Source organism: Nostoc sp. 'Peltigera membranacea cyanobiont' 210A (genome assembly GCF_002246015.1).
In the GTDB taxonomy this organism is placed as follows: Bacteria; Cyanobacteriota; Cyanobacteriia; order Cyanobacteriales; family Nostocaceae; genus Nostoc.
The window spans coordinates 238,730-264,291 of the sequence record NZ_NOLJ01000007.1; the positions used below are offsets into that span (position 1 = coordinate 238,730).

18 protein-coding genes, 3 tRNA genes and 3 pseudogenes are annotated in these 25,562 nt (G+C 41.0%); 11 read left to right on the plus strand and 13 right to left on the minus strand.

From position 1 onward, the window contains the following. Nucleotides 1-71: 71 nt before the first annotated feature. From CDG76_RS23095 to CDG76_RS23105, 3 genes and pseudogenes are all read left to right on the plus strand, one after another. A tRNA-Met gene (locus CDG76_RS23095) sits at nucleotides 72-145 on the plus strand. Between the two features lie 406 nt (nucleotides 146-551). Continuing rightward, nucleotides 552-624 (plus strand) — tRNA-Ala (locus tag CDG76_RS23100). A 152-nt stretch (nucleotides 625-776) separates the two neighbouring features. Beyond that, nucleotides 777-1,055, plus strand: a pseudogene (locus CDG76_RS23105) (sulfate ABC transporter substrate-binding protein); the annotation flags it as partial. A 7-nt stretch (nucleotides 1,056-1,062) separates the two neighbouring features. Here the strand turns inward: CDG76_RS23105 and CDG76_RS23110 are convergent. From CDG76_RS23110 to CDG76_RS23120, 3 genes are all read right to left on the minus strand, one after another. Next, nucleotides 1,063-2,469: a 1-acyl-sn-glycerol-3-phosphate acyltransferase gene (locus CDG76_RS23110; protein ID WP_094351255.1), complete on the minus strand. Its 1,407-nt coding sequence runs from the start codon at nucleotides 2,467-2,469 to the stop codon at nucleotides 1,063-1,065. A gap of 128 nt (nucleotides 2,470-2,597) precedes the next feature. After that, entirely contained in the window at nucleotides 2,598-3,044 is a 447-nt protein-coding gene (locus CDG76_RS23115) for a DUF2127 domain-containing protein (protein ID WP_094351495.1), read from the minus strand. Nucleotides 3,045-3,322: 278 nt separating this feature from the next. Next, a tRNA-Ala gene (locus CDG76_RS23120) sits at nucleotides 3,323-3,395 on the minus strand. 71 nt (nucleotides 3,396-3,466) lie between these two features. Between CDG76_RS23120 and trhO the strand changes: the two genes are divergently transcribed. After that, a complete protein-coding gene (gene trhO / locus CDG76_RS23125) occupies nucleotides 3,467-4,381 on the plus strand; it encodes an oxygen-dependent tRNA uridine(34) hydroxylase TrhO (RefSeq protein ID WP_094351256.1) in 915 nt (304 codons plus the stop codon). 15 nt (nucleotides 4,382-4,396) lie between these two features. Here trhO and CDG76_RS23130 read toward each other — a convergent pair whose 3' ends face one another. Together CDG76_RS23130 and CDG76_RS23135 are read right to left on the minus strand one after the other, a co-directional pair. After that, nucleotides 4,397-5,896, minus strand: a complete 1,500-nt coding sequence (locus CDG76_RS23130) for a hybrid sensor histidine kinase/response regulator (protein WP_094351257.1) — start codon at nucleotides 5,894-5,896, stop codon at nucleotides 4,397-4,399. A gap of 10 nt (nucleotides 5,897-5,906) precedes the next feature. Further along, nucleotides 5,907-8,231 (minus strand): PAS domain S-box protein, encoded by a 2,325-nt coding sequence (locus CDG76_RS23135; protein WP_094351258.1) that lies wholly within the window; start codon nucleotides 8,229-8,231, stop codon nucleotides 5,907-5,909. A 376-nt stretch (nucleotides 8,232-8,607) separates the two neighbouring features. On the opposite strand from CDG76_RS23135, the pseudogene CDG76_RS23140 reads away from it, so the two are divergent. Further along, nucleotides 8,608-8,792, plus strand: a pseudogene (locus CDG76_RS23140) (IS4 family transposase); the annotation flags it as partial. A gap of 755 nt (nucleotides 8,793-9,547) precedes the next feature. Here CDG76_RS23140 and psbA read toward each other — a convergent pair. After that, nucleotides 9,548-10,631: pseudogene (gene psbA / locus CDG76_RS23145) on the minus strand (photosystem II q(b) protein). Nucleotides 10,632-11,493: 862 nt separating this feature from the next. On the opposite strand from psbA, the gene CDG76_RS23150 reads away from it, so the two are divergent. Beyond that, a complete protein-coding gene (locus CDG76_RS23150) occupies nucleotides 11,494-11,865 on the plus strand; it encodes a DUF2237 family protein (protein ID WP_094351260.1) in 372 nt (123 codons plus the stop codon). A 90-nt stretch (nucleotides 11,866-11,955) separates the two neighbouring features. Here CDG76_RS23150 and CDG76_RS23155 read toward each other — a convergent pair whose 3' ends face one another. From CDG76_RS23155 to CDG76_RS23175, 5 genes are all read right to left on the minus strand, one after another. Then, nucleotides 11,956-14,196, minus strand: a complete 2,241-nt coding sequence (locus CDG76_RS23155) for a hybrid sensor histidine kinase/response regulator (protein WP_094351261.1) — start codon at nucleotides 14,194-14,196, stop codon at nucleotides 11,956-11,958. A 4-nt stretch (nucleotides 14,197-14,200) separates the two neighbouring features. Continuing rightward, complete coding sequence (locus CDG76_RS23160) at nucleotides 14,201-14,773, minus strand: chemotaxis protein CheB (RefSeq protein WP_094351262.1); 573 nt, start codon at nucleotides 14,771-14,773, stop codon at nucleotides 14,201-14,203. Between the two features lie 64 nt (nucleotides 14,774-14,837). Beyond that, nucleotides 14,838-15,701, minus strand: a complete 864-nt coding sequence (locus CDG76_RS23165; RefSeq protein WP_094351263.1) for a metal ABC transporter permease — start codon at nucleotides 15,699-15,701, stop codon at nucleotides 14,838-14,840. A 24-nt stretch (nucleotides 15,702-15,725) separates the two neighbouring features. Next, nucleotides 15,726-16,505 (minus strand): metal ABC transporter ATP-binding protein, encoded by a 780-nt coding sequence (locus CDG76_RS23170; RefSeq protein ID WP_094351264.1) that lies wholly within the window; start codon nucleotides 16,503-16,505, stop codon nucleotides 15,726-15,728. 150 nt (nucleotides 16,506-16,655) lie between these two features. Then, nucleotides 16,656-17,657, minus strand: coding sequence for a metal ABC transporter substrate-binding protein (locus tag CDG76_RS23175; protein WP_094351265.1), 1,002 nt, complete (start codon nucleotides 17,655-17,657; stop codon nucleotides 16,656-16,658). 792 nt (nucleotides 17,658-18,449) lie between these two features. On the opposite strand from CDG76_RS23175, the gene CDG76_RS23180 reads away from it, so the two are divergent. From CDG76_RS23180 to CDG76_RS23200, 5 genes are all read left to right on the plus strand, one after another. Further along, nucleotides 18,450-18,950, plus strand: coding sequence for a DUF2231 domain-containing protein (locus CDG76_RS23180; RefSeq protein ID WP_094351266.1), 501 nt, complete (start codon nucleotides 18,450-18,452; stop codon nucleotides 18,948-18,950). After that, on the plus strand, nucleotides 18,947-19,564 hold the full coding sequence (locus CDG76_RS23185) for a DUF2231 domain-containing protein (RefSeq protein ID WP_094351267.1): 618 nt from the start codon (nucleotides 18,947-18,949) through the stop codon (nucleotides 19,562-19,564). The genes CDG76_RS23180 and CDG76_RS23185 overlap by 4 nt, the downstream gene beginning before the upstream one ends. A gap of 150 nt (nucleotides 19,565-19,714) precedes the next feature. Continuing rightward, nucleotides 19,715-20,629 (plus strand): cytochrome c oxidase subunit II, encoded by a 915-nt coding sequence (locus CDG76_RS23190; RefSeq protein WP_094351268.1) that lies wholly within the window; start codon nucleotides 19,715-19,717, stop codon nucleotides 20,627-20,629. A gap of 13 nt (nucleotides 20,630-20,642) precedes the next feature. Next, nucleotides 20,643-22,304, plus strand: coding sequence for a cytochrome c oxidase subunit I (gene ctaD, locus CDG76_RS23195; protein ID WP_094351269.1), 1,662 nt, complete (start codon nucleotides 20,643-20,645; stop codon nucleotides 22,302-22,304). Nucleotides 22,305-22,422: 118 nt separating this feature from the next. Then, the gene (locus CDG76_RS23200; RefSeq protein WP_094351270.1) at nucleotides 22,423-23,025 is read left to right on the plus strand and encodes a cytochrome c oxidase subunit 3; all 603 of its coding nucleotides are present in this window, start codon (nucleotides 22,423-22,425) and stop codon (nucleotides 23,023-23,025) included. Nucleotides 23,026-23,139: 114 nt separating this feature from the next. Here CDG76_RS23200 and CDG76_RS23205 read toward each other — a convergent pair whose 3' ends face one another. Then, complete coding sequence (locus CDG76_RS23205) at nucleotides 23,140-23,736, minus strand: hypothetical protein (protein ID WP_094351271.1); 597 nt, start codon at nucleotides 23,734-23,736, stop codon at nucleotides 23,140-23,142. A 202-nt stretch (nucleotides 23,737-23,938) separates the two neighbouring features. Beyond that, on the minus strand, nucleotides 23,939-25,291 hold the full coding sequence (locus CDG76_RS23210) for a helix-hairpin-helix domain-containing protein (RefSeq protein WP_094351272.1): 1,353 nt from the start codon (nucleotides 25,289-25,291) through the stop codon (nucleotides 23,939-23,941). Nucleotides 25,292-25,562: the final 271 nt, after the last annotated feature.

Here is a 25,562-nt window from a genome sequence, read left to right on the forward strand (position 1 = left end):
AACAAAATTGCAAAAGGGGCTAGTCTTATGCAATTTTCTATGCTATCATAGTTGATGATTTGGAAAGACATGGCTCAGTAGCTCAGTTGGTTAGAGCACGGGACTCATAAGCCTGGGGTCGTTGGTTCAACTCCGACCTGAGCCACTTTAAAAGTTAATCTATATAAGGGTTTCAGCTTCTAGTCATCTGTAGTACAAGGGAGCGGAATTGCTATATAAGGCTCTTTTGACCATCAAATGACTATTCTTATTCAAGAGCGTGATAGTCATGAAAGTTGGAATTGAAGCCTTGAAAGCTCATTTAAGATTAAGATTTTCTAGACTTTTGTTCAATACAAATAAGAAATACTTGTCTAAGATTTAGCTGACACTGCTGAAAATACGGTGATTGTTGAAATTAAGGCACATCAAGCTGAAGTAGACATACTAGCTGGTATATAACTTAATATAGTTGTCTTGACTTAACTTGCATAAACTTGCATAATAGTTAAGTTAATGCAGTTTATATTAACTAATTAGTAAGCTTTAAAAGCTTACCTACTAAAGGTTCTGGGGTTATAGCGCAGTTGGTAGCGCACCTCAATGGCATTGAGGGGGTCAGCGGTTCGAATCCGCTTAGCTCCATTATTAAAATCTAGCTACTCAAAACTGTTGTCACTTAAAGGATAAGATGGCAGCTTTTCAAGGATAAAGTGCCCGCTCTTAAAACTTGGAATCCTTATTTTTGTGTTAAAAAATTTGTAAGCGATAACTTCGTTAAGCTCCGCTAACACATTAATCCTGTTGCTGTTGTAGATAAAAATGTTGATAAACATGGTACTCGCCCGATTGCCGAAGCATTTATCAAATTTCTTTACACCCCACAGTCGCAACGAGAGTTTACCAAATTAGGATTTCGTCCCGTTAACATGACTGTTACAAAAGAAACGGAAGGCAAATTTCCTAAAATTAAAACGATCTTCAAAGCTCAAGATTTAGGAGGATGGGACGAAATTCAAAAGAAATTTTTTGATGAAGGTGCAATATTTGACAAAATTCGAGCGAAAAAGTCTTAAATTTCCGTTATCTAATCATCTTCTCTAAAGCGATTTGCAAATCTTTTGTCAAATCGCTCACAGCCTGTCTAGACGCTTGGCGATCGCCCTGACAATTTCTGAAGCGTTCTGTAACTGAAATTGGCTCTCCCACAGTGATTTGTGCCTGTCGCAAACCTAACCGAGGTCGTCCCGGAAGCGTTGTATCCTGAATTCGAGAAAGCATATCGAATACAAGCAAAGCTGTTTCCGCAAACCGTTCTGCCGTTGGTTGTTCCTGAATATAAGTAGCTGTGACTGCAACAAAACTTTCCACTATCCGCATGTGCCGCATTCGCAAGTCAGCTTCTTCTGCAATCCAGTCTGCTAAACCGCGTTTGAAGGGTGCTAAAGCATTAATATCTGGTAAATCTTCTCGGTAAATGTAACTCCAACCAGCCTCTTCCAAGCGGCGACAGCGGTCAATAAAATTTCCCTGTGCTTGAACTCCAAAATATTGTTCGGCAACTTGTAAAGCCTTATCTAGTAAGCGGTAAAGTCGGGCAATCAACACCTGATTAGGAGTAGCAGGTTCATCAGTTGAGATGGTTTTTGGGATGTCTTGATGATAGAAGCGACGATAAAACTCTTCCATCTCGGTAATGAGATATTCAGCTAACCTACAGAGGCGTTGATAGTAGATATCTTCGCCACCGCCCCGATCAACTTCCATTGCCGACAAGCCACTATCAGCTTCCAATTTGCTCAACAGCCAATCCAGTTTAGACCAAGGTGGCTCAACGTAGCGATACTCGATAGCGATCGGCACAACGAGCACAGTCTCAGTCCGGTTGGCTTTTTGTAAGTCTTCTACACACCAGAACCCCATTTGAGCAACGCCGGGTTCCAGTGGGCTAACAATACCACTATGACCATTATTACCTCCTTCCGGTGCCACTGCGATCGGTAGTTCGCCATTAGCAAACAACTCTCGTGCTGTTTGAATAGCTTGCCGATCTAGTCGTCTACCGCGATGAATCGGCACACCCCCCACCCGTGAAAACAGCCAACCTAGCCAATCTCCAGCCCAAACCGTCATACCCCGGTCATAGAGAAAATAGCTATGAACCAGGGATTTTAGTGTAATACCTTCCTGACGAGCAACCTGTGGCACAATGCGGGAAAGCAAATACAGCATACAAAGAGGATCTTCCACCTCTGGGTGGCGAAATGCCAACAAAAAGCGAATTTTTCCAGCCTGGAATTGTTGATAGAGTTCAGCTAATACCTCAACATTCTGAGCTTCAACTTTGACAATCCCAGCTGGTAGCCAAGGGCGAGTACGAAACCGTAGTGCGATCGGCAGTAACCACCGAACAATATGGAGTACCAGCGGATTCAACCGTTGAGGAATAAATTTTAGTGGTGGTTGAGTAGACTGAATCGATCTAGGCAAGTTGCTCTCCAGATTGTATTTCTAGCGATTGTACAACGTGGGGTCTTGGTTTTGCGTAAACCCGTAGCCTCTTGTCGTCAAACATTTCAAGTAGCTTTCTTCCTCCTACCTTTATTCTTATCAAAAACTTAGTTTGGATGTTTAGGAAAATTTCGGAATAGATAGCCAAACACTGCTAAATTCAACAAAAAAACGAATATTTTTATCAGAGATATTCCCTGAATCAATTCATAAATCTCTGGTGGAATACTGATACTGACAAGTCCCAGTACCAAGACATGTGCCCAACGCTTTTCGTACCATAAACCAACAGCTTCAATAGCAGTAACAATAGCATAGATTCCTGTTCCGATGCCGCTAAATGCTAGAGTTCTAGGATTTAAGTTAACAACTTTTTTTAAAAGCCAATCAATAATTATCGATTTACTTTCTAAAACATAATTTTTTGAAAACGCCTCTAGAGTTTGATAATTTTTTAATGTCAATAATAAAGCGATCGCAGTAACCATAAGCAGCAAGGCGGCAAATGATTTGTACAGAACAATTGCCACTAACCCCAATGGACGCTTTTCCAAATAACCCCCTAAGTATAGATAAGTCAAATTTTGATCGTTCAAAATTACCTGAGTGCTGTCAAGTCAGAATTTACCTCCTTATCCAGAGATTCTTCTAACTAAGCACGGCTTTGAATTGGTGCAATGAATGCAATACCATAATTTCTTCTCCCCGAACCCCTTGCCTAACAAGGGAAAATAATCCCATTTTTTGATAATGAATGGGGTTTTAATTGATTTGAATGTGCGTAGGTGAGCATTTACCGCAAGCATTGCACATTTTAATCAAACATTTCCAATGGAGGTTAGCGGACTCGAACCGCTGACATCCTGCTTGCAAAGCAGGCGCTCTACCAACTGAGCTAAACCCCCATAAAATTAAAATAGTAGATAACTTTGATTACCGTTGTTATTGTAACTTATATTGTTCTATTACCAAAGGGATGAAGCCAGAAAATATTCAAGTTGTTGCAGCACTGTATAAATTTGTTAGGCTGCCAGATTTTACCGAGAAACGAGATCCTCTGCTGTCTTACTGCCAAGCGCAAGGTGTCAAGGGGACGATTTTGCTGGCACTTGAAGGGATTAACGGTACAATTGCCGGTTCGCGTCAGGCCATTGACTCAGTTCTCTGGTTTCTACGTTCTGACCCCCGTCTAGCAGACTTAGAATCCAAAGAGTCCTATACCGAAACCCCACCTTTTGAGCGGATGAAGGTGCGGTTGAAGCAAGAAATTGTTACTTTGGGGTTGCCAGAAATTGACCCAAACGAGCAAGTTGGTATCTATGTCAATCCTCAAGAATGGAATGATTTAATTTCCAATCCAGAAGTAACCGTGATTGACACCCGCAATGATTATGAGGTGAATATCGGTACTTTCCAAGGGGCAGAAAATCCCCAAACTGAATCATTCCGCGAATTTCCTGATTATGTGCGCCACCATCTCGACCCAACTAAACACAAAAAGGTTGCTCTGTTTTGTACAGGCGGCATTCGCTGTGAAAAAGCTTCATCCTTCATGCTTGCCCAAGGCTTTGGAGAAGTTTTTCATCTCAAAGGCGGTATTCTTAAGTATTTGCAGGAAGTTCCAACACAAGAAAGTTTATGGGAAGGAGAATGTTTTGTTTTTGATGAGCGGGTAGCCGTTAGTCACGGGTTGGAGAAAGGAAGTTATGAGTTGTGCCTCTGTTGTGGGCGTCCGATTTCTGAGGAAGATAAAGCGTCTCCCAAATATGAGCAAGGTATCTCCTGTCCCTATTGTTTTGATAGCCTCACCGAGGAGAAAAGAGCGCGTCAGCAAGAAAAATGGCGCCACTACCAAACCCAAGTTGGCGACAAAAATCAGGATGTGAGTTGAAGAAGAATTTATAACTCATGATTCAGAATTTAAGGGCAAAATTACTGTAAATTTAGTACCAATTCCAACTTCACTTGTGACACTGATTTGACCCTGATGAGCATCAACGCATCTTTTAACAATTACTAAGCCCAATCCAGTACCCTGAATGGATTTGACATTTGAGGCTCGGTAGAATGATTCAAAAAGTCGAGCTTGGTCTGCTTCGGGAATGCCCATACCTCGATCTTGAATATAAAAAGTTGCTACTTTCTCAATGGGGTCGCATATTAAATCAAATTGAATTTTGCCACCTTGGGGAGAATATTTAACCGCATTTGAGAGCAGATTTCCAAATAGGTAATGTAAGAGTCCTTCATCCATCACAGCGGATGTATTCTCACTATCACAGGTAAAAATAATTTCACATACGCTGTTTTCAACAATCGAAAAATCTTCGATTAACTCTCGACAAAATTGCTCCAGGTTAAGGGCAACAGGGTTGTATATGAGTTTTTCTGCTTCCGCTCGACCCATAAATAGCACCTCCTCCATGAGCTTTTCCATAGATTGCACAGCTCCTTGAATTCGCTTCAAATAGATACCTCTTTTTGTATCTGTCAACTTTGCTCCTTGCATTTCTATGAGTTCTACTGCCGTTTGAACAACAGTCAGGGGATTACGGAACTCATGAGATACAGTAGAGATAAATAGGGACTTGAGACGGTTAAGTTCTTGCTCTTTTTCTAATGCTTGCTCTAGCAATTTTGTTTGCCGTCGTTCGCTAAGATCCCAAAAAACAACTACTACACCATTTATCTGGTCAGTTCCTCGCTTCAGTGGTGAAGCACTATCGCCAATGGGAACTCTTTTGCCATTTTTTGTAATCAGAGATGTGAATTCCCCTAAATAAACAACCTGTTGCTCACGCAGTACTTTTGTCACAGGATTTTCTAATGTAGCCTCTGTAACTTCATTGACAATATGAAAAATCCTCGCAGCCTCATTTCCTAAAGCATCTTTTTGCTGCCAGCCAGTCAGCGTCTCAGCCGCAGGATTCATAAATGTTATTTTTCCCTGCTCATTTGCGGCAATTACAGCATCACTCATTGAGTTTAAAAGGGTTGCTAACTGATCTCGATTCTCCCGGAGTTCACGTTCTAACTGGTGTTTTAAAAGACCAATCTCGATCGCAATTTTTAAATCTTTTGTAGTAAATGGTTTAACTATGTATCCAAAAGGCTGGGTAATTTTGGCTCTTTCTAAAGTATGATCGTCGCCATAAGCGGTTAAATAAATTACAGGTACATCTAACTGCTCGCGAATTTGACTGGCGGTAGTAATACCGTCCATATCACCTTTAAGAATAATATCCATTAATACTAGTTCTGGTTGAGTTTCCGATGCCTTGGCAATGGCAACTTTTCCAGATGAAGCTGTACCCGTAACAATGTATCCTAATTGACTGAGTTGACTAGCAATAGTTCTAGCCACAATCACTTCATCTTCAACAACTAAAATCCTAGCTTGACCCATTTGATATTTATTAATGCAAAGTTAACTGCGTAAATTTTATTTTGAATACTGTTCCACGATCGCGTTCTAGAGTAATATCGCCTTCTAGTTGTTCTGTAACCAAGTCATGGACTAACGACAGACCCAAAGAATCAGTGTTTCTCCAATCTAAATTATCTGGTAAACCAATCCCATTATCTCGGATAGTCATCTCGATACTATTGCCAACGTTGTGTAAAGCAATACTAATTGTGCCTACTTGTTGATTGGGAAAAGCGTGTTTGAGGGCATTGGAGATTAATTCGTTAATCACCAATCCACAGGCAATAGCTTGATCGACATTCAAGCTTACTGAATCTATATCAGTTTCTAGAGAAATTTTACCAGGGCATATTTGATAGGAAATGAGCAAGCTGGCTGCTAAATTACTGATATAGTCAGCGACATCAATTTGTCCGATATTAGCGGAAGTATATAAATTTTTGTGAATTAGAGATATTGACTCAATTCGATTTTGACTTTCTCGAAGAACTTTGATTATTTCTGGATCTTTGAGTGTTTGAGACTGAAGTTGTAATAAACTAGAAACAATTTGCAAATTATTTTTAACTCGATGATGAACTTCTTTTAAAAGAACTTCTTTTTCAGCTAAGGCTGTTTTTAACTTTATTTGAGCTTTTTGTCTTTGAACAAGTTCTGTTTGAGCTTGCGCTAAGATGCTGGATTGTTGAATGGCGATCGCTAATTGGACTGTCACTTGATCGAGCAAATCTAATTGATTTTCTTCCCACTCACGAAAACTAGAGCATTGGTGAGCAATCAGTAAACCCCAAATGTGAGAGCCAGGGTTTTGAGAGCTTACTTCTAGTAAAATTGGCACAACTAAATTTGCTTTCACCTCAAATTGTTCTAACAGGCGAATATGGCAATCAGTTAGTCCAGCTTCATAAATATTAGCGATCGCTCGTTTGCGTCCCTGATAATATTCCAATCCTGCACCTGTTTGAAAACACGTATCAGGAATCTCTACACCTAAAGAAACCGTCCATCCAGGTTCCACTGATTCCGCCATAATTGTGCCGATCATCTCTGAGTCAAACTGATAAACTACTACTCGATCAACCCCAAGTAAATCTCGCACTTCTTGAACTGTTGCATTGAGAATATCTTGAAGATTCAAAGATTGACGAATCCGTTGAGCAACAGTTCGCATCAATTGCTCCCGCTCGGCTTGGGCTTTTAGAGCTAGTTCAGTTTGCTTACGTTCTGTGATGTCTTGCCCAATACCGATAATTTGACCATTTGAAAGGTAAACATTAGTCCAAGACGTATCCAATAAACGACCATCGCGCACCTGAGTTTTAAAGTCACCCCAATTGCGTTGTGCAGACTGCATATAACTAATTACATACTGTCGATATTCAGGATTAGGGTATAGTGCTTCCAAAACATCACGAGTTTGGAAATCTTGAAATTTCCAACCGAGAATATTTTCCCATTCTTGGTTCACCCACTGGAGTTTACCATTGGCATTGACCAGGGCAATCATCAATGGTATATTCTCAAAAATTATCCGCAAAAACTCATTTTGTTCTTGAAGTTTGGTTTCGGCATTTTTGCGATCATTAATATCATTAAATACTGTTAAAATGGCTGACTCATTGTTAAAAACTAAATATTGTAAAGAAGCGATCGCCCAAAAACGAGTTCCATCTGCTTTTTTTAATTGCAGTTCATAATTATGAATAAAACCTTGCTGATTAAGAACTTTTAACAGTGCTTCTAAATCTGTAAGATTATGATACAAATCTACAATTTTTTTGCGATTAACTAAATACTCTGGAGAAAACTGAAATGTTTGAAGCAACTCTGTATTAGCGTCTAAAATTAACCCATCAGACACACGCGAAATAATGAATGGAACAGGAATAGCTTCAGAAATAACTCGAAATCTAGCTTCACTTTGTTGAAGAGTTCTTTCTATTTGTTTGTGTTCTGTGATATCTCGTATATGAACTAAGCGAGCCTTATAACTTCCATAGTCTATTGTCTGTGTGAAAATTTCAACATCAATAATCTGTCCATCTTTTCGCTGATGTCGCCATCGCCCAGTAAAGTCCAAGCTAGAATGCTTTTGTCGTAAATATTCAAGCAAGAGAGGCACATCTTCTGAAGGGCGAATGTCAGTTATTCGCATTTGCAAGAACTCTTCTCGTGAGTAGCCGTAGTGAAAAACAGCAGCTTCATTTACATCTAAGAATTGCAGATTATTCTGGTTATAGACCCACATCGGATTGGGATTTTTAGAGAAAAGGAAATTAAAACCCCTTTGGCTTTCATTTTCAGAAAATAGCATTAGTGGTTATGTGATAAAAGTTTTTATTCTGTACTAAATTTAATGAGTTTAAATCTAAAATAATTATTAATTCTTTTTGGAAAATTTGTTTTTTACGATTCAATCTTTTACTGATTCAGAATTTTATGTATAAGCTCTTTGATATTTAGGGATAAAAAATTGGTCTGTATTTAAAGAGACTTCCTACAAAGGTACATGTCGGTTCAATATTTATGCAAATCTCGCAGTGTAAAATATGTCTGATAGTTTACACTAAGAAAATATCACTTGCACAGCTAGGGGGAAGATAAAATAGCCTGAAATGCCTACATACTAATGAATGTGGCAATTTATGAGCAAACAACAAAGAGCCTTAATTCGCAATAAGCATTATTTAATGATAAAATTGCCTGAATTCTACGAAAAACACCTGAAACAGGAACTTGGACTTGCCGAATATTTAATACTAAAAATCCTGATTAATTTATTACAATCTATAAAAACTGTCAGCATAGAAGCATTGACTACGGCTTTACCACAGCAATACTATTTGAAAGTAGAAGAAATAAAATTCAACGGTTTTGATCTTTAAATTATAGGACTAGCCCTTTCAAGGTGACAAATGAACATACGTTGTTTCAGCCCTACCATCTTGAATCCTCGGCTCAGATTTTGGGCTTTCTGAACGTTAAAATAACCAATCTTCGTTCCAAATTTCACCACCTTGAAAGGGCTAATTATAGAACTTACGCACTTTACACATTGATTATTATGTGAATAGTCAGCTTGTTAAACTAAAAGTCTTACCCTGCCTCGTTCCCAGGCTGTGCCTGGGAATGCGATCAAGGTGGGCTGCTGCCTACTTGTTTGACTCTAGGCAGAGCCTCCCATAAGAGCATTACAAGGCTCTGCCTTGTAATGAGAGGTAATCCACAGTTGGCTGTCTTTGTCAATGCGTAAGTTCTAAATTATATAAATTATATAAATGTTGAAGAGATATGTACTGAAGGATGAAATAGCTGAGTTCCTGAAAGAAGTTCTAATTGAGACGGCAATTATATCATGTCCGCTTGATTACTTATTAAACCCCAAGAACCCCACCCCGCCAAAGCTGCGCTTTGTCTCCCAGGGGGTTGGGGGTGGGGTGCAATGACTGTAGGAATCATAACTAATTATGCGGACATGATATTATCTATAAATTTAAAGTCGAGAGTCTTGAGGTAGTGGAAGAGCATGTTCATGTTTTAGGGTTAAAACAACTTGTAATTCCTATACATTAAAACAAAAAGCGCTCTCCTTTTACGGAGAGCGCTTTTTGATTTAGCTAAACTTCAGAATTAACCGTTGATAGCAGGAGCGGTTAGAGCTACAGGAGCAAAATCGCCAGCAGCCAAATCTAGAGGGAAGTTGTGAGCGTTACGCTCGTGCATTACTTCCATACCCAGGTTAGCGCGGTTGATTACATCCGCCCAAGTTGCAATCACACGACCTTCAGAGTCAATGATTGATTGGTTGAAGTTGAAACCGTTCAAGTTGAACGCCATTGNTGCTTACACCCAAGGCGGTAAACCAGATTCCGATTACAGGCCATGCTGCTAAGAAGAAGTGCAGTGAACGGCTGTTGTTGAAAGAAGCGTATTGGAAGATTAAACGACCGAAGTAGCCGTGAGCCGCAACGATGTTGTAGGTTTCTTCTTCTTGACCGAATTTGTAACCGTAGTTAAGAGACTCGGTTTCAGTTGTTTCACGAACCAAGGAAGATGTAACCAAAGAACCGTGCATTGCACTGAACAAACTTCCGCCGAATACACCTGCTACACCTAATTGGTGGAAGGGGTGCATCAAGATGTTGTGTTCTGCTTGGAACACGATCATGAAGTTGAATGTTCCGCTTATTCCCAAAGGCATACCATCAGAGAATGATCCTTGTCCGATGGGGTATACCAAGAATACTGCACTTGCTGCTGCTACTGGAGCAGAATATGCGATCGCAATCCAAGGACGCATACCTAAGCGGTAGGATAATTCCCATTCACGACCCATGTAGCAGAATATGCCAATCAGGAAGTGGAAAATTACCAATTGGTAAGGACCGCCGTTGTACAACCACTCATCAAGAGAAGCTGCTTCCCAAATTGGGTAGAAGTGTAAACCGATAGCGTTGGAGGAAGGAACAACTGCACCAGAGATGATGTTGTTTCCGTAGATTAAGGAACCTGCAACAGGTTCGCGAATACCATCTATGTCTACTGGAGGAGCGGCGATGAAGGCGATTACGAAGCAAGCGGTAGCGGCTAGCAAGGTTGGAATCATTACTACGCCGAACCAACCGATGTATATGCGGTTGTTGGTGCTGGTGATCCATTCGCAGAATCGATCCCATACGTTGGCGCTTTCGCGACGTTGTAAGGTTGCTGTCATTGTTTTATAAGTGCGGTTAGTTATTTATGAATCAGGCGGTAAAGTCTTTGCCTGTGAATCTACTTTACAATGCTTTACAATTTTTAATCAACTTTTATTACTTCAGTAAACCTGATGCTAGTTATCAGGTTTGCTTATTTAAAAGCAAACAACGAGGCAGGAATACGCCGAAGTTATCTTTATATGTGACATCACATACAGCAGTTTGCAGCTAAATGAGGTACAGAACCAAGGAAGGATTCACAAATCAAATTATTCTTCTCCCTCCTGCCTCCTGCCTCCTGCCTCAAAACCAGTGACTTTGTACCTCATGCAAAAGAAAACTGCTGTATCTGGTTATATCTCTCTTTAGAATCGGTGTCTGATTTTATATCTACGATTGCTGAATGGAAGTAACCCTCTATTCGCGTAGCCTTTCGTAGAAAAGGGAACAAGAAATTCTGATGTTGGAGGCTACAAGTATTATTTGCTTTCTTCTCTGGGAATAATAAGTTTGTATATTACCGCTATTCTAAAAAATTAACCCTCAGCTTACCACTGAGGGCTTTTTTTGTTTGGCAAAATGGCATATCTCTAAATTAGAGGGTTGCTATGGTATGTGAGTAGGATACATTCCATGCGAAAAGTACTGACTTGCATTACCCCTGGTAGTTAGCTAGGGGTTTTATTTTTTATTTAAACTGAGAGCGATCGCTCTTAAATATTCTGCTGAGAAATTTATTTTTAACGATTTTGAGATAAGTAATTTTAGCATTCCCTGCTTTTGGGAATTAATTAGCGATCGCGATTTTTATTTAACCAGGGAATTGACAATAAATATAAGCTTATATCAAGTGGAAAAATCAAGTACAACGAATTAACGATGACAGACGCTAAAAATGTAATCGATGGAAACCTAGAGGTTTGCTGTACTTCTCCCATGACTGGGTTTCACCGCGACGGTTTTTGTCGTACAGGTGGTCAGGATTTCGGGTCGCATGTGGTATGTGCCCAAGTGACATCAGAATTCCTGGAGTTCACCAAATCGCAGGGGAACGACCTCAGCACAGCTGTTCCTGATTTTAATTTTCCTGGATTGAAGCCTGGCGATCGCTGGTGTTTGTGTGCTTCTCGCTGGCAAGAAGCTCTAGAAGCTGGCGTTGCTCCACCCGTCATACTTTCAGCAACCCATGCTAGAGCTTTAGAAATGGTTTCTCTAGACGAACTGAAAAAACATGCCTTAACTTCGTCTTAATTGGGGATTGGGCATAAGAGGCAGAGGGGAAAAACTTAATGTAATTTCTTCCCTGCTCCCCTGCTCCCCTCCTCCGACTCCCAGGCCAAATCAACTCACTGGAACTTCAATAGACAGTTCTAATACATTGACAACCGCAGAAATCAACTTATTGGGGTCTATCGGCTTAGATAAATGCTTCTGAAACCCTGCTCTTAGCGCTTCCAAGCGGTCTTCCTCTCGCGTGTATGCTGTTAAAGCGATCGCGGGGATGCGTCCACCTTTTTCTGGTTCTAGAGAGCGCAGTTTCCTAATTAGTGTATAACCATCTTGCTCTGACATACCGATGTCGCTAATCAGGATATCTGGTTTTGCTTGTTCAAGTACTGCAAGTGCTTCATCAACCGATGCTACCGCAATGACAAAAGCCCCATACTCCTCAAACATAAAACTGAGAAAGTTACGGGTATCTGCTTCATCATCTACAACTAAAACTCTTAATCCAGTAAGGGGGGTAGATGCTAAAGAGGAAGAAATTTTTCCTGTTGCTTCTCTATTTCCTCTATTGTCTTGTAAGAGTGGTAATCTTACAGTAAAGGTTGCTCCTTGCCCAGTGCCTAAACTTTGGGCAAAAATTGTCCCCTTGTGTAGTTCTACTAGATGACGGACGATCGCTAATCCTAGTCCTAATCCATTGTGCGATCGCGTTGTGGTGCTGTCTGCTTGCCGAAAACGCTCAAATACTTTGGGTAAAAATTCGGAACTGATACCAATGCCTGTATCGATAACTTGAATTTGGGCGTACTGAGATTTTGAATTTTGAGATTTTGCGGAAAGTTTCAGGTTCGGCTCCCGACCATCAGAATTTTCCAAGACGGATTTTAGATTATTGCTTTCTTCAGTGTTTGAAGAGTCTAAATTTTCACTATGAGATTCAAATCCAAAATCGTTCGATTGGGTTGTACTGAAGCTTGTGGAAGTAGAACTCACACCGTTCGCGTAGCGTTCCGCAGGAAAGTCTGAAATCGGCAATCCAAAATGCTTTGACAGCCTGACTTCCACCCTACCACCTTTAGGGGTAAACTTTATAGCATTAGTTAGTAGGTTCCAGACAATTTGCTGTAAACGGGCTGGATCGCCATAGACTGACCCGATCGAAGTATCCAGCACAGTACTTAATTGAATATCTTTTGGCTCTGCTAGGGGACGCACTGCCTCTAAAGCTGCCTCCATCACTGAGATTAGATTCACTGCCGAGACGTTTAACCGCAACTGACCACGGATAATCCGAGATACGTCCAAGATGTCCTCAATTAGTTGCATCTGAGATATGGCATTGCGTTCGATCGCCTCCAAAGCGCGGGAAGTGGCTTTTTCGTCAAGTTTCTTGGCGCGGAGAATTTTTGACCAGCCGAGCATTGAGGTTAGAGGCGTGCGGAGTTCGTGGGAGAGAACAGCTAGAAACTCATCTTTCATCCGATTCGCAGCTTCTGCTTCCTGTCTTGCCGTTTGTTCGCGAATCACTTGAGCGCGAACTTCTTCTGCTTGCTTCCGTTCGGTAATATCTTCGAGAGTGCCTACATAACCCAACAAGTCTCCTTGACTGGAAAGCATCGGTGATGAGCGAACCTGAACCCAACGAATGTTACCGTGAGCAGCTTGAAAGCGAAATTCTTCTAAGTATTCCCGACCTTCACAGATGTAAGCAGACCAACTAGCGATCGCTCGTTCTTTGTCTTCTGGATGAACAGATTCCAGCCATTTCTTTTCTAAACTCTCCGACGCTTTCAAGCCACAAATTGCCTGATAACGGGGATTAGTATATTTACAGTCGCCTTCAGTATCAGTTTCAAAAATGCCAACGGGTGAGCAGGTACTTAGCGATCGGAATCGTTCTTCACTTTGCCTGAGTTCGGTATTCACAGCTACCAACTGCGCTGTTTGTTGCTTGACGGCTTCTGTTTTCTTAAATAGTTCTACGAATACTGTGACTTTAGAAGTCAAGATATTAGGGTCTAGTGGTTTGAGCAGATAATCAACAGCACCCAAGGCATAACCTTTAAACAGCATTTGGTCGCTGGTGCTAAAGGCGGTAAGAAAGATAATTGGAGTATGACGCGATCGCCCCCGATTGCGAATTAAGGTAGCAGTTTCAAAGCCATCCATCCCTGGCATTTGCACATCCAGCAAAATCACTGCAAAATCTTGATGCAGCAGACACCTCAAAGCTTCTTCCCCAGAAGTAGCTCTCACGAGATTCTCCCCTAGTTTTTCTAGGATTGCCTCTAGTGCCAGCAAATTTTCCAGCTTATCATCTACTAGGAGGATGTTGACTTTGGGTTCCATCTGCATCGGTTTATTTCTGTGATGATTGACAAAGCTTGACCATCTGGGAAGCAATGTTTGAGAGTGTCAAAATCCAGTCTACTGCAACAGCAGAAATTGCGGCCTCTGGCATAATGTCGCTCTCCGCTGTGGCAGGTTCTTGTACAATAGTAATTCCTCCCCGCGCTTTTATTTTCTTAAAACCTTGCATACCATCTTGGTTTGCTCCTGTCAATATTACACCAATAACTTGCTCGGTGTAGACATCGGCTGCCGACTCAAATAGCACATCAATAGATGGTCTGGCATAAGAAACAGGTTCATCAGTCGAAAGAGCAAAGTGACCTGGTTCAACCAGTAAGTGGTAATCTGCTGGGGCTAGGTAGATATGCCCCGGTAGTATTTCGTCCTTGTCTTCCACTTCTCGAATTTTCAACAAGGTGGATTCTTGTAATAAATCCTGGAGTGTGTTGTTAGACTCTTTGTGACGATGTTGTACGATCGCGATCGGCACAGGGAAGTCTACCGGTAAATTCCCCAAGACAATTTTCAATGCTGATAATCCGCCTAAAGAAGTACCAATTACCACAATTTTAAACGACACTTGTTTCGCCCTCACACCTGCGGAATGGGGGTTACGTGAATAGCAAAGGCTCTTTCATATTCAATCAGTCAGTGTTTTCTTGCTTCTTTGCTCTTACCAGTAACCCATGTTTAGGTGCAAAAATCATTGCTATAACAAACAACAAGGTTTGTAACACCACTATACAACCCCCAGTTGCACCATCGATATGATAGCTGATGTAAGTCCCCATAACACTAGAAAATACACCCGATGCCATTGCAATTAGTATCATGTGGTCGAAACGGTCTGTTAATAAATAAGCTGTTGCTCCCGGAGTAACTAACATCGCTACAACCAGAATTATTCCCACAGTCTGGAGTCCGGCGACAGCAGTTAGCGAGAGTAATGATAGTAAAATATAGTGTAGTACACCTGTATTCAAGCCAATGGAACGTGCATGAGTGGGGTCAAAACAAAATAATAGTAAGTCTTTGCGTAAAACAGCTATTGTTACTAAAGTAATTATGCTAATAATAACTGTTTGGATAATGTCTTCATTAGAAATACCCAAGACATTCCCAAATAAAATGTGCGTCAAGTCTACGCTGCTTGGAGTTTTAGAAACTAGTACCAAACCCAAAGCGAAAAATCCTGTAAATACAAGTCCGATGACAGTATCTTCTTTAATTCTCGTCTTTGCTTTGATATAACCGATCGCAATAACTGAACCCACTCCAAAGACAAAAGCGCCTACAGCAAAAGGGATATTTAAAACATAAGCAATTACAACTCCAGGCATTACCGCATGGGAAACAGCATCTCCCATCAATGCCCAACCTTTGAGGGTCATAAAACAAGATAAAACAGAACAGACCACCCCAACTAAGGCACTTACACAAATTGCCTTCACCATGAATTCATGCTGTAGGGGTGTGGTTAACCAGTCTAAGAATGCAAGAGTATTCATATTTTTAACAATATTAATTAGTGATTAATCAGATTCATTTTGATTTCTGCGGATTATCTGGCTTTTGCTGAGGGATAAATCTCCCAGAGAACCGCCAAAAGTGCGTGATAGATTTTCTTCTGTGAAGACTTCTGATGTATCACCATAAGCTAAAATAGTACGATTAATGAGTACTACTTGGTCACAAAAAGTAGTGATAGATGCTAAATCATGGGTAGAAATTAAAATTGTATGACCTTCTTCTCGCAATTCCAGCAATAAATCAATCATCGCTTTTTCTGTTTTGATGTCTACCCCAGTGAAAGGTTCATCTAATAGTAAAACTGTTCCTTTTTGTGCTAAAGCACGGGCGAGAAAGGCACGTTTTTTCTGTCCGCCAGAGAGTTCTCCAATTTGGCGATCGCGCATCGACCACATTTGTACTCTCTCTAAACTTTCCCTCACCACTCTTTGATCGTTCGCCGACGGAATTCGCAGTATATTCATGTATCCGTAGCGTCCCATCATCACCACATCATGGACACTTACTGGAAAATTCCAGTCTACTTCTTCCGACTGTGGTACATAAGCAACCAAGCTTTTTTTCTGTACAGCTTTTATGGGTAAACCATTAATCAAAACCCGTCCTGTAACTGGCTTCAAAAAACCCATAATCGCCTTAAACAGGGTTGATTTACCACTACCATTCATCCCCACTAAACCACTAATTGAACCTGCTTGAATTCGCAAAGAAGCACCATGTAAAGCAACTTTGCCGTGGTAAGCAACTGTCAGATTTTCGACATCAATACTAATAGATTTCACTAAAAATCACCTCTAAGATTAATCATTAGTTTGTAATGAGCGGCTCCAGCCTTTTTTGCGAATACTTAACGTTTTCTAGAGAACAAAACAGGACTAAAGTCCTTACTACAAGCTAATTTTAAATAATTAAATTTATTCTTGCATACTTGCTCACTTTTCCTCTAATCCCTGAGTTAGAGTATTAATATTAAGTTCTAGCAACTTGAGATAAGTTGGTGCTGGCCCATTTGCTGGAGAGAGGGAATCAACATAAAACACTCCACCAAACCTTGCTCCCGATTCTCTAGCTACCTGACGTTGCGCTCCATCATTGACTGTACTTTCACAGAAAACTACAGGTATCTTATTTTTTTTAACTATATCAATGACTTTTTCTAGCTGTTTGGGAGTAGCTTGTTGTTCAGAGTTGACTGCCCAGAGATAAGCTTCTTTCAAGCCATAATCGCGGGTGACGTATGAGAAAGCGCCTTCACAGCTTACCATGTAGCGCTTGTCTGCTGGAACTACTGACACGGCTTTTCGCAGTTTCTCGTCAACTTCCTTAATCTTTTGGCTGTATGCTTTGGCATTGGTGTTATAAGTCTCTGCATTCGCTGAGTCTAAATTAACCAATGCCTTGCGAATATTATCTACGTAAATCAAGGCATTTTGTGGTGACATCCAAGCATGGGGATTAGGTTTCCCTTTGTAGGCATCCTCCGTAATTTCTACAGGCTTAATTCCCTCACTTAGGGTAACGTGAGGTACATTAGGAACGCTGTTATATAATTTCTGTGCCCAACGCTCTAAATTTAGACCATTATTCAAAATTAAGTCTGCTTTTTGTGCCCTCACCAAATCGCTAGGAGTTGGTTCGTAACCATGAATTTCCGCCCCTGGTTTGGTCAAAGATTCAACAATCGCCTTGTCTCCCGCCACGTTTTGCGCCATATCTGCAATAACTGTAAAGGTGGTAAGAACCACTTTTTTACCTTTTTTATCTAGGTTGCTGGTGCTAGTTGTGCTTGAGTTTGGAGTTAACTGTGATTGAGAATTGGAGGTTGACGGGCTACACCCACTCAAACACAGTCCCAATAGCAGCACAGACGCTACAACCAATTTTTGTCCGTGCTGCGGTAGTTGCATCTGAAAGTTATTGATATTAAATTTCATTATAGTAATTTCATAATCTTCTCACTTTTGTCTCACTTTAGCAGAAGTAAGTTAAAAATGAAAGAATTATGAAAATAATATCAGAGAAAAAAGCCAACCTGTTGCAATAAACTATATTTCTGAGTTCTGACTTAACCTTGATTTCTTACTTTTCTTTTTTTAAGGGGCTTTTTGAGTAGTTCAAATATTTTTGTTATTTGCATCACAAACCAATATTTTATTATTGTGAAATACCTTACAGACAAATATTCAATTTCGAGTTTTTTATATTTAAAAAAGTGCAAAAATAAATACATTGTGAAAATAATTTTTTGTTTGTAGACTAACTTTTAAAAGTTTAATATTTATTGTTTTGACAATTCATAAAAATTTACTTAAGCTAAAGGATAGGTTAAGCAAATCAACAAACGACAGCGATTTGATTTAGCTACATCAAGAATTGCTGTTGCAGACTATTGGCATAAGGAAATGAATCAAAACAAAAATTATTCCATGTAGGCAATTTAACCAAATTTGGCTACAAAAAGCTAAGACATGATTAAGCATATTGCACCGCGCAGATATTGAACAGAATTCGATCAATTATGGATGGATACTTGTGGTGATGTTAGTGAGTGTCCATCAATTATTGAAGTTTGACTAGCGATTTTAGATTTTTGATTAGGGTCTTCTAGTTTATATCTCGTCTGGGACGGAATAAATCTAAAAGACGCTCGCTAAGACTGCGCGATCGCCAATCCAAAATCCAAAATTTATTGACCAAAGTGCGGTAGATATGTCCAGGAGAAGACGATGATTGAGTATTTGACATCCTTGAACGACCACAATTTGCCCTATCCAGATACGATTCATCCCATCGTTGTCCACTTCGTAATTGCGATGGTGTTGTTTTCCTTCTTCTGCGATGTAATTGGCTATTTTACTGGTAAATCCGGTCTTTTTGAGGTGAGTTGGTGGAATATGTTAGTTGCCACGATCGCCATCTTCGTCGCGATCATTTTTGGTCAGTTTGAAGCGGGATTAGCACAGCCTTACAGCCTAGCTAAATCGGTGCTGAATTTGCATACGCTAATTGGCTGGTCGCTTTCGGGAATTATCACAGCGATAACAGCTTGGCGCTATGTAATTCGTGCCCACAATCCGAAAAAAATACCGATTTATTATTTGGGAGCCGGACTAGTTTTAACCTTAATAGTTGGCTTACAAGTATATCTCGGAGATGAACTTGTTTGGGTGTATGGATTGCATACAGTGCCAGTTGTGGAAGCAGTAAAGGATGGTCTGTTGCGATGAACTCAGAATTAATTGACCAATTAAGCGGCTCTCTAGGCGCAAACGGATTACCTTACACGATTCCCATTCATCCCAACTTAGTCCATCTGACAATAGGTTTGTTCATCATTGGAATGACCTTTGATATTGTTGGTGTTCTGTTCCCCTTTGAAAAATGGGTCTTCAAATATTTAGCAATTACTGTGGAACGTGACAACTTATTTGATGTTGGCTGGTACAACATGCTAGCTGCCAGCATCATCACATTTTTCACAGTGGCAGCAGGCTTTTACGAAATGCTGTTGGCAACACCACCGGCTGATATGAAAAGTGCCTGGGGATTGCAGGCAATGGAAACTATGCTTTGGCATGGTGTAGGTGGGGTGTTCTTATTAGCGCTGATTGTTGTCTTGACCATCTGGAGAGCATGGCAGCGCTTCGTTTGGGCCAAACAAGAATATAAACAGACAGATAGAGAAGTGCAATGGATCTATCTGTTGGCAGGCATAGCAGTCATGTTCATTCTGTACGTCCACGGGACACTAGGGGCGCAAATGGCTGCCGAGTTTGGCGTACACAATACAGCAGATAATTTGCTGCGATCGCACCAAGACCTCAACACAACACTCAAATGAGTCATTAGTCAATTGTCCTTTGTCCTTTGTCATTTATTTAAAGTTACTAACCAATGACCAATGACCAATGACCAATGACTAATGACCAATGACCAATGACTAATGACCAATGACCAATGACCAATGACTAATGACTAATGACTAATGACCATGAAAATCCAGAAGATTTTAAATATTTTGACGCTGCTTACAGGCGCGATCGCAGTGACTTCTATGAGTCTCTGGATCGGCAAGCAGGCTTACTCCTGGCTTCCTCCTCAAGCAGCAGCCGAATCCCTACTCATTGATGATTTGATTAGCTTCTTAGTAACCCTCGGTGCCTTCATCTTCTTGGGAGTAACAAGTACTCTGATGTATTCTGTCATCTTCCATCGGGCAGTCAAAGATGACTTCACTGATGGCCCCCCGATAGAAGGTAACGTCGCCTTAGAAGTTGTCTGGACAGCAATCCCAATTCTCTTGGTGTTTTGGATTGCAAGCTACAGCTACCAAGTTTACGAACAAATGGGAATTCAAGGCCCATCGGAAATAGTTCATCTGCATAATCCGCTGGCAATGGAATCAGCTTATGCAGCACCAGCTAAAGCCTTAGCAGAACCCGTTGAGAAAATCGACGTACTAGCTAAACAGTGGGCGTGGGTTTTTCATTACCCAGAAAGAGATATTACCAGTACCGAATTGCATTTACCAAGCGATCGCCGGATACGTTTAGCGCTGAAATCACAGGATGTTTTGCACGGCTTTTATATACCTGCATTTCGCCTCAAGCAGGATATTATTCCTAACCACGCGATCGACTTTGAATTTACTCCCATCCGCCCCGGCAAATACCGATTAACCGATTCTCAATACAGCGGTACATACTTTGCGACGATGCAAGCGAATGTAGTCGTCGAATCTCCTGAAGATTATCAGCAGTGGCTGGCACAAGCTGCAACTCAAAAGCCATCCCCAGCAAAGAATCAAGCGGCTTCTGAGTATGCTCAAACATCCAATCAATCAGTCCAAACAGGTTGGGTTACAGTTCCACCTGCTGCACCTCCTCTAGTCAATTCTCCTGGTTGAAAGGAAAGTAACCATGACTAATGTTCCTATTGAAGGTATCCTTCTCCCTGATGAGAAGCCTAACCACGAATCTCCGAGTAGCTGGAAAGAATACTTCAGCTTTAGTACCGACCATAAAGTTATTGGTATCCAGTATCTCGTTACCTCATTTTTCTTTTTTCTTGTCGGCGGTATATTTGCGATGGTGATGCGGGGAGAACTGATGACACCCGAATCAGATTTAGTCGATCGCACCGTCTACAACGGGATGTTCACCATGCACGGCACCGTGATGCTGTTTTTGTGGACATTTCCCTCACTGGTTGGTTTTGCCAACTATTTAGTACCCCTGATGATTGGGGCGCGAGATATGGCATTTCCCCGCCTGAATGCCGTCGCCTTTTGGATGGTACCAGTAGTTGGGATTTTGATGATGGGTAGCTTCTTTGTCCCTGGAGGCCCAGCCCAAGCCGGTTGGTGGTCTTACCCGCCAGTCAGTCTCCAGAATCCCACAGGTAACTTAATTAATGGTCAAGTTCTCTGGCTGTTAGCAGTGGCAATATCCGGCGTATCCTCGATTATGGGGGCAGTGAACTTTGTCACCACAATTGTGAAGATGCGGGCCCCAGGAATGGGCTTTTTTCGGATGCCCTTGTTTGTCTGGGCAGTGTTTAGCGCCCAAATCATCCAACTATTTGGACTTCCTGCACTGACAGCTGGCGCGGTGATGCTGCTACTTGACCTCACAGCTGGCACTGCCTTTTTCGACCCCGCCAAAGGTGGGAATCCAGTAATGTTTCAGCATTACTTCTGGTTCTACTCCCACCCAGCCGTTTACGTGATTATTTTGCCCATCTTCGGCATTTTCTCAGAAATTTTCCCAGTTTATTCACGTAAACCCCTATTTGGTTACAAAGTAGTTGCCATTTCATCTATCTTGATTGCCGTAGTCAGCGGTATTGTTTGGGTACACCACATGTACGTCAGCGGTACTCCTGGCTGGATGCGGTTGATTTTCATGCTGACAACGATGTGTGTATCTGTCCCCACAGGAATTAAAGTATTTGCTTGGGTAGCAACTATTTGGGGCGGTAAACTGCGGCTAAATACCGCCATGCTGTTTGCCTTGGGTGCATTAGTCATGTTTGTCTTCGCCGGAATCACAGGCATTATGCTCTCCTCCGTGCCCGTTGATGTCCACGTTAACAATACCTACTTTGTAGTCGGACACTTCCACTACGTCCTCTACGGCACCGTGACAATGGGCTTATTTGCAGCCATCTATCACTGGTTCCCTAAAATGACCGGAAGGATGTACTCAGAAAGCTGGGGTAAAATCCACTTTTGGTTAGCCTTCATCGGCACAAACCTCAACTTTTTGCCCATGCACCCCTTGGGATTGCAAGGAATGTTACGCCGAGTTGCTTCCTACGCCCCAGAGTATCAATTCTGGAACATCATCGCCAGCCTCGGTGGATTTCTCTTAGGAATGTCCACCTTGCCCTTCATATTCAACATGGTGATTTCTTGGATGCAAGGCGAGAAAGCACCCGCTAACCCTTGGCGAGCAATCGGACTAGAGTGGTTAGTTTCTTCACCCCCCCCAGTAGAAAACTTTGAAGAAACTCCCATCATCATCTCCGAACCCTACGGCTACGGCAAATCAGAACCCTTAACAGCCAACCTCCCAGAATAAACGCAAACTATCGGGAAGACGCAAAAACCCTCCGCGTACCTCTGCGCTTCCCTTTGCGTACCTACCCTGCGGGAAGGCAAAGTGCCTATGCGTTTCAAACTCCCCCTCAAAAACCAAAATGGACAGCTATATCAATTCCCACGAATTGCCCCACACAGCCGCAGAACACAGCCACGATGAAGAAGGCAACAAAATGTTTGGCTTCATCGTCTTCCTCCTCTCAGAAAGCGTCATTTTCTTAAGTTTTTTCATCGGATATGCCATCTACAAAACAACAACACCTAACTGGCTACCAGCAGGTGTTTCTGGACTAGAAATAAAAGAACCAGCAATCAACACAGTAATTCTTGTTGCTAGTAGCTTTGTAATTTACTTAGCAGAACGCGCCCTTCAACGCCACGACTTAGTAAAATTTCGCCTGTTTCTCTTGGCAACAATGGCGATGGGAACTTACTTTTTAGTTGGACAGGCGATTGAATGGAACGGCCTCGCCTTTGGTTTCACCTCTGGGGTATTTGGTGGAACCTTCTATCTGCTTACAGGCTTCCACGGTTTGCACGTTTTCACTGGTATCCTGTTGCAGTTAATAATTTTGGTACGTTCTTTCATCCCTGGAAACTACGATACAGGTCACTTCGGCGTCAATGCAACTTCATTGTTTTGGCACTTCGTCGATGTTATCTGGATTATTTTGTTTGTCCTTATCTATGTTTGGCAGTAAAGATTGATGGGAAGAAAAACCCAGATAATTTCTCTGGGTTGGTGTATGTGGCATTGTTAATTACTTTTATGCCCCATACACCATTCACTGTAATAACTATATTTGGGTCTTAGTTCAACCTTTCAAATTCACCTTCTCCTCAAACTTTGATCCATCTTGATGAGATAAAAATTTTTCACTACTGTGATAACTTCTTCGCCATTGTTCGAGCTTATCTATAGATATCGATTTAGATGTGACATTCACACCATTTCCTCGCCAAGCAACTTCTGCATCTGTTGTGAAAACCCCACACTCTAATTGATCTAGCCTCATACTCCAATATTCGCTAAATCTACCTTTTAAAGTAATAACTTGCTCAAATACCTTGTTTCTATGCTTATTTCTTCTTTTTCGTTCTGTTGCTCCAGTTGCTTCTGTATCAATAAACTTAGTTTCAATTAAAAAGAGACTACCTTTAAAGGTTAGGAAGACAAAATCACACTTTCCTAAATCTGTATAATCTGAAATTGGAGACTTTTCAAATAACAGCAATTCAGCGCACGAGGGGAACAATTCTTTAATATTTAGAAACAAATAAGCTTGCAATAGAAGTTCCTTATCATAAGGAAACAAGATTACTCCTTCAAAAAATTTTTGAATGTCATCGTGAGTTTGGGGTTGAATTTTTTTACAGTATGAAACAAATCTATGTAGCTCGTTGACGATCATCAAGTTTTAACTCCTTCCCCCAGTCGCAGCCTTAAGGGTATTAGCATCAAAAGATACCACTCTCTCAAGGAAATTATCATCCGCATAAGTAACTAAAAAAACGATTAAAATCCTAGATACTTAAGGCAATGTACTGTTGACAGTTCAATCAAACGAATTTTTAAGTTGCTTTTCAGTATTGGTGGATTTTTGACTCCTGGCCTCAGCTACCAGTCAGCGATTTTATATGAGCAGGAAAACTGGCATTTTGCAAAGCTTGAACGGTAATTCTAGAATCTTGTACACAAAATTGCCAACCTAAGCGAACAAGTTTACGAGAAGTTTCAGTTTGGATAATTCCAATCACTGGCATTTTTGCCTTTTCTTTGTCTACTGAATGCTCTTGCAAAATTGTTTTCAAGCGATGTAAGTCTTCCATATTACCTGCTTGTTGTGGATTTAATTCCACCATCACCATTTGTACTGTTTCCACTGGCTCTGCATCTTCAAGAATAAATTGAGTTTGCTCGTCACGTCGATCTACTTTTCCCCAAATAATCAATCTAGTATCAACTTGGAGTATGGAACTAATGCGTTCGTAAGTTTTCGGAAAAACTACAGCTTCTGATTGTGTAGTTAGGTCTTCTATTTGCAAGATTGCCATCTGATCGCCTTTTTTCGTCACCACTTTTTTCACGTTATTTAACATCACAACTGCACAAAGCCTCGTTTCTTCTCTTTGATCTGCCAGTTGCGAAAGGTTAATTGGTGTCAAAAGTGGTGCTATTTGTCGTAAGGATTTCAGGGGATGATCTGATACATAAAATCCTAGTAATTCTTTCTCCTTTTGCAACTTTTCCTGGGCGGTAAAATCCATTATAGGTTTAGATTTTGGAGCAGTTTCAAAGGCATTACTTGCTCTTTTATTCTGAGCCGAAGAGAAGCCGTCGCCCAATAAATCAAATAGATTCCCTTGACCACTAGCTCTATCTTTCGCACGCGATTGTGCCCAATCATACACTAATTCTGAGTCGTTAATTAACTGTTGGCGGTTGGATTCAATTTTGTCAAAGGCTCCACAGTAAATTAACGACTCCAGAGTTCGGCGGTTAACAGCACGCAAATCCACGCGATCGCAAAAATCAGCGAGTGATTTAAACTCTCCTGTCTCATTTCTCGCTTCCAAAATACAAGCGATCGCATTTTGTCCCACGTTACGCACTGCCGAAAATCCAAACAGAATCTTGCCTGCCGTCGGCGTAAAATCAACACCAGAACGATTTATATCTGGCGGATCTATGGAAATCCCCATATTTGTACAGTTAGTAATATATCGCTGTACCTTATCGGTATCACCACTGTTAGCCGTTAACAGTGCCGCCATATATTCCAATGGGTAATTAGCTTTTAAATATGCTGTTTGATAAGTTACATAACCATAGGCAGTGGAATGAGATTTATTGAAACAATTAGAAGCTATTAAGCCATTTTTGATCGCAAAATTGTGGTCACGTTCAACCCCAATGTCATAAACATTTTGTTTGCCTAAATATTTACGTGTGGCTATTTTTATCATCCTACCTTACCTCGAAAAATTTTGTGTAATTGATAAAATTATGAAATTTGTAGTATTAATAAGGTTGTAATACAAAATTATATCACTAGAAAACACTGCTATACTCTTACACAAAAGTAGTCAATATAGATGAAAACTTTGGCAAACTATTCAATAGATGGTTGATAGCCATGTATTTGCTGTTTTTAAAAACGTATTAAACACATTTCAATACATATTAATCCGCATAATCCGCTTAGTCAGATGAATGGAGAATGGCAAGCAGAGGAGA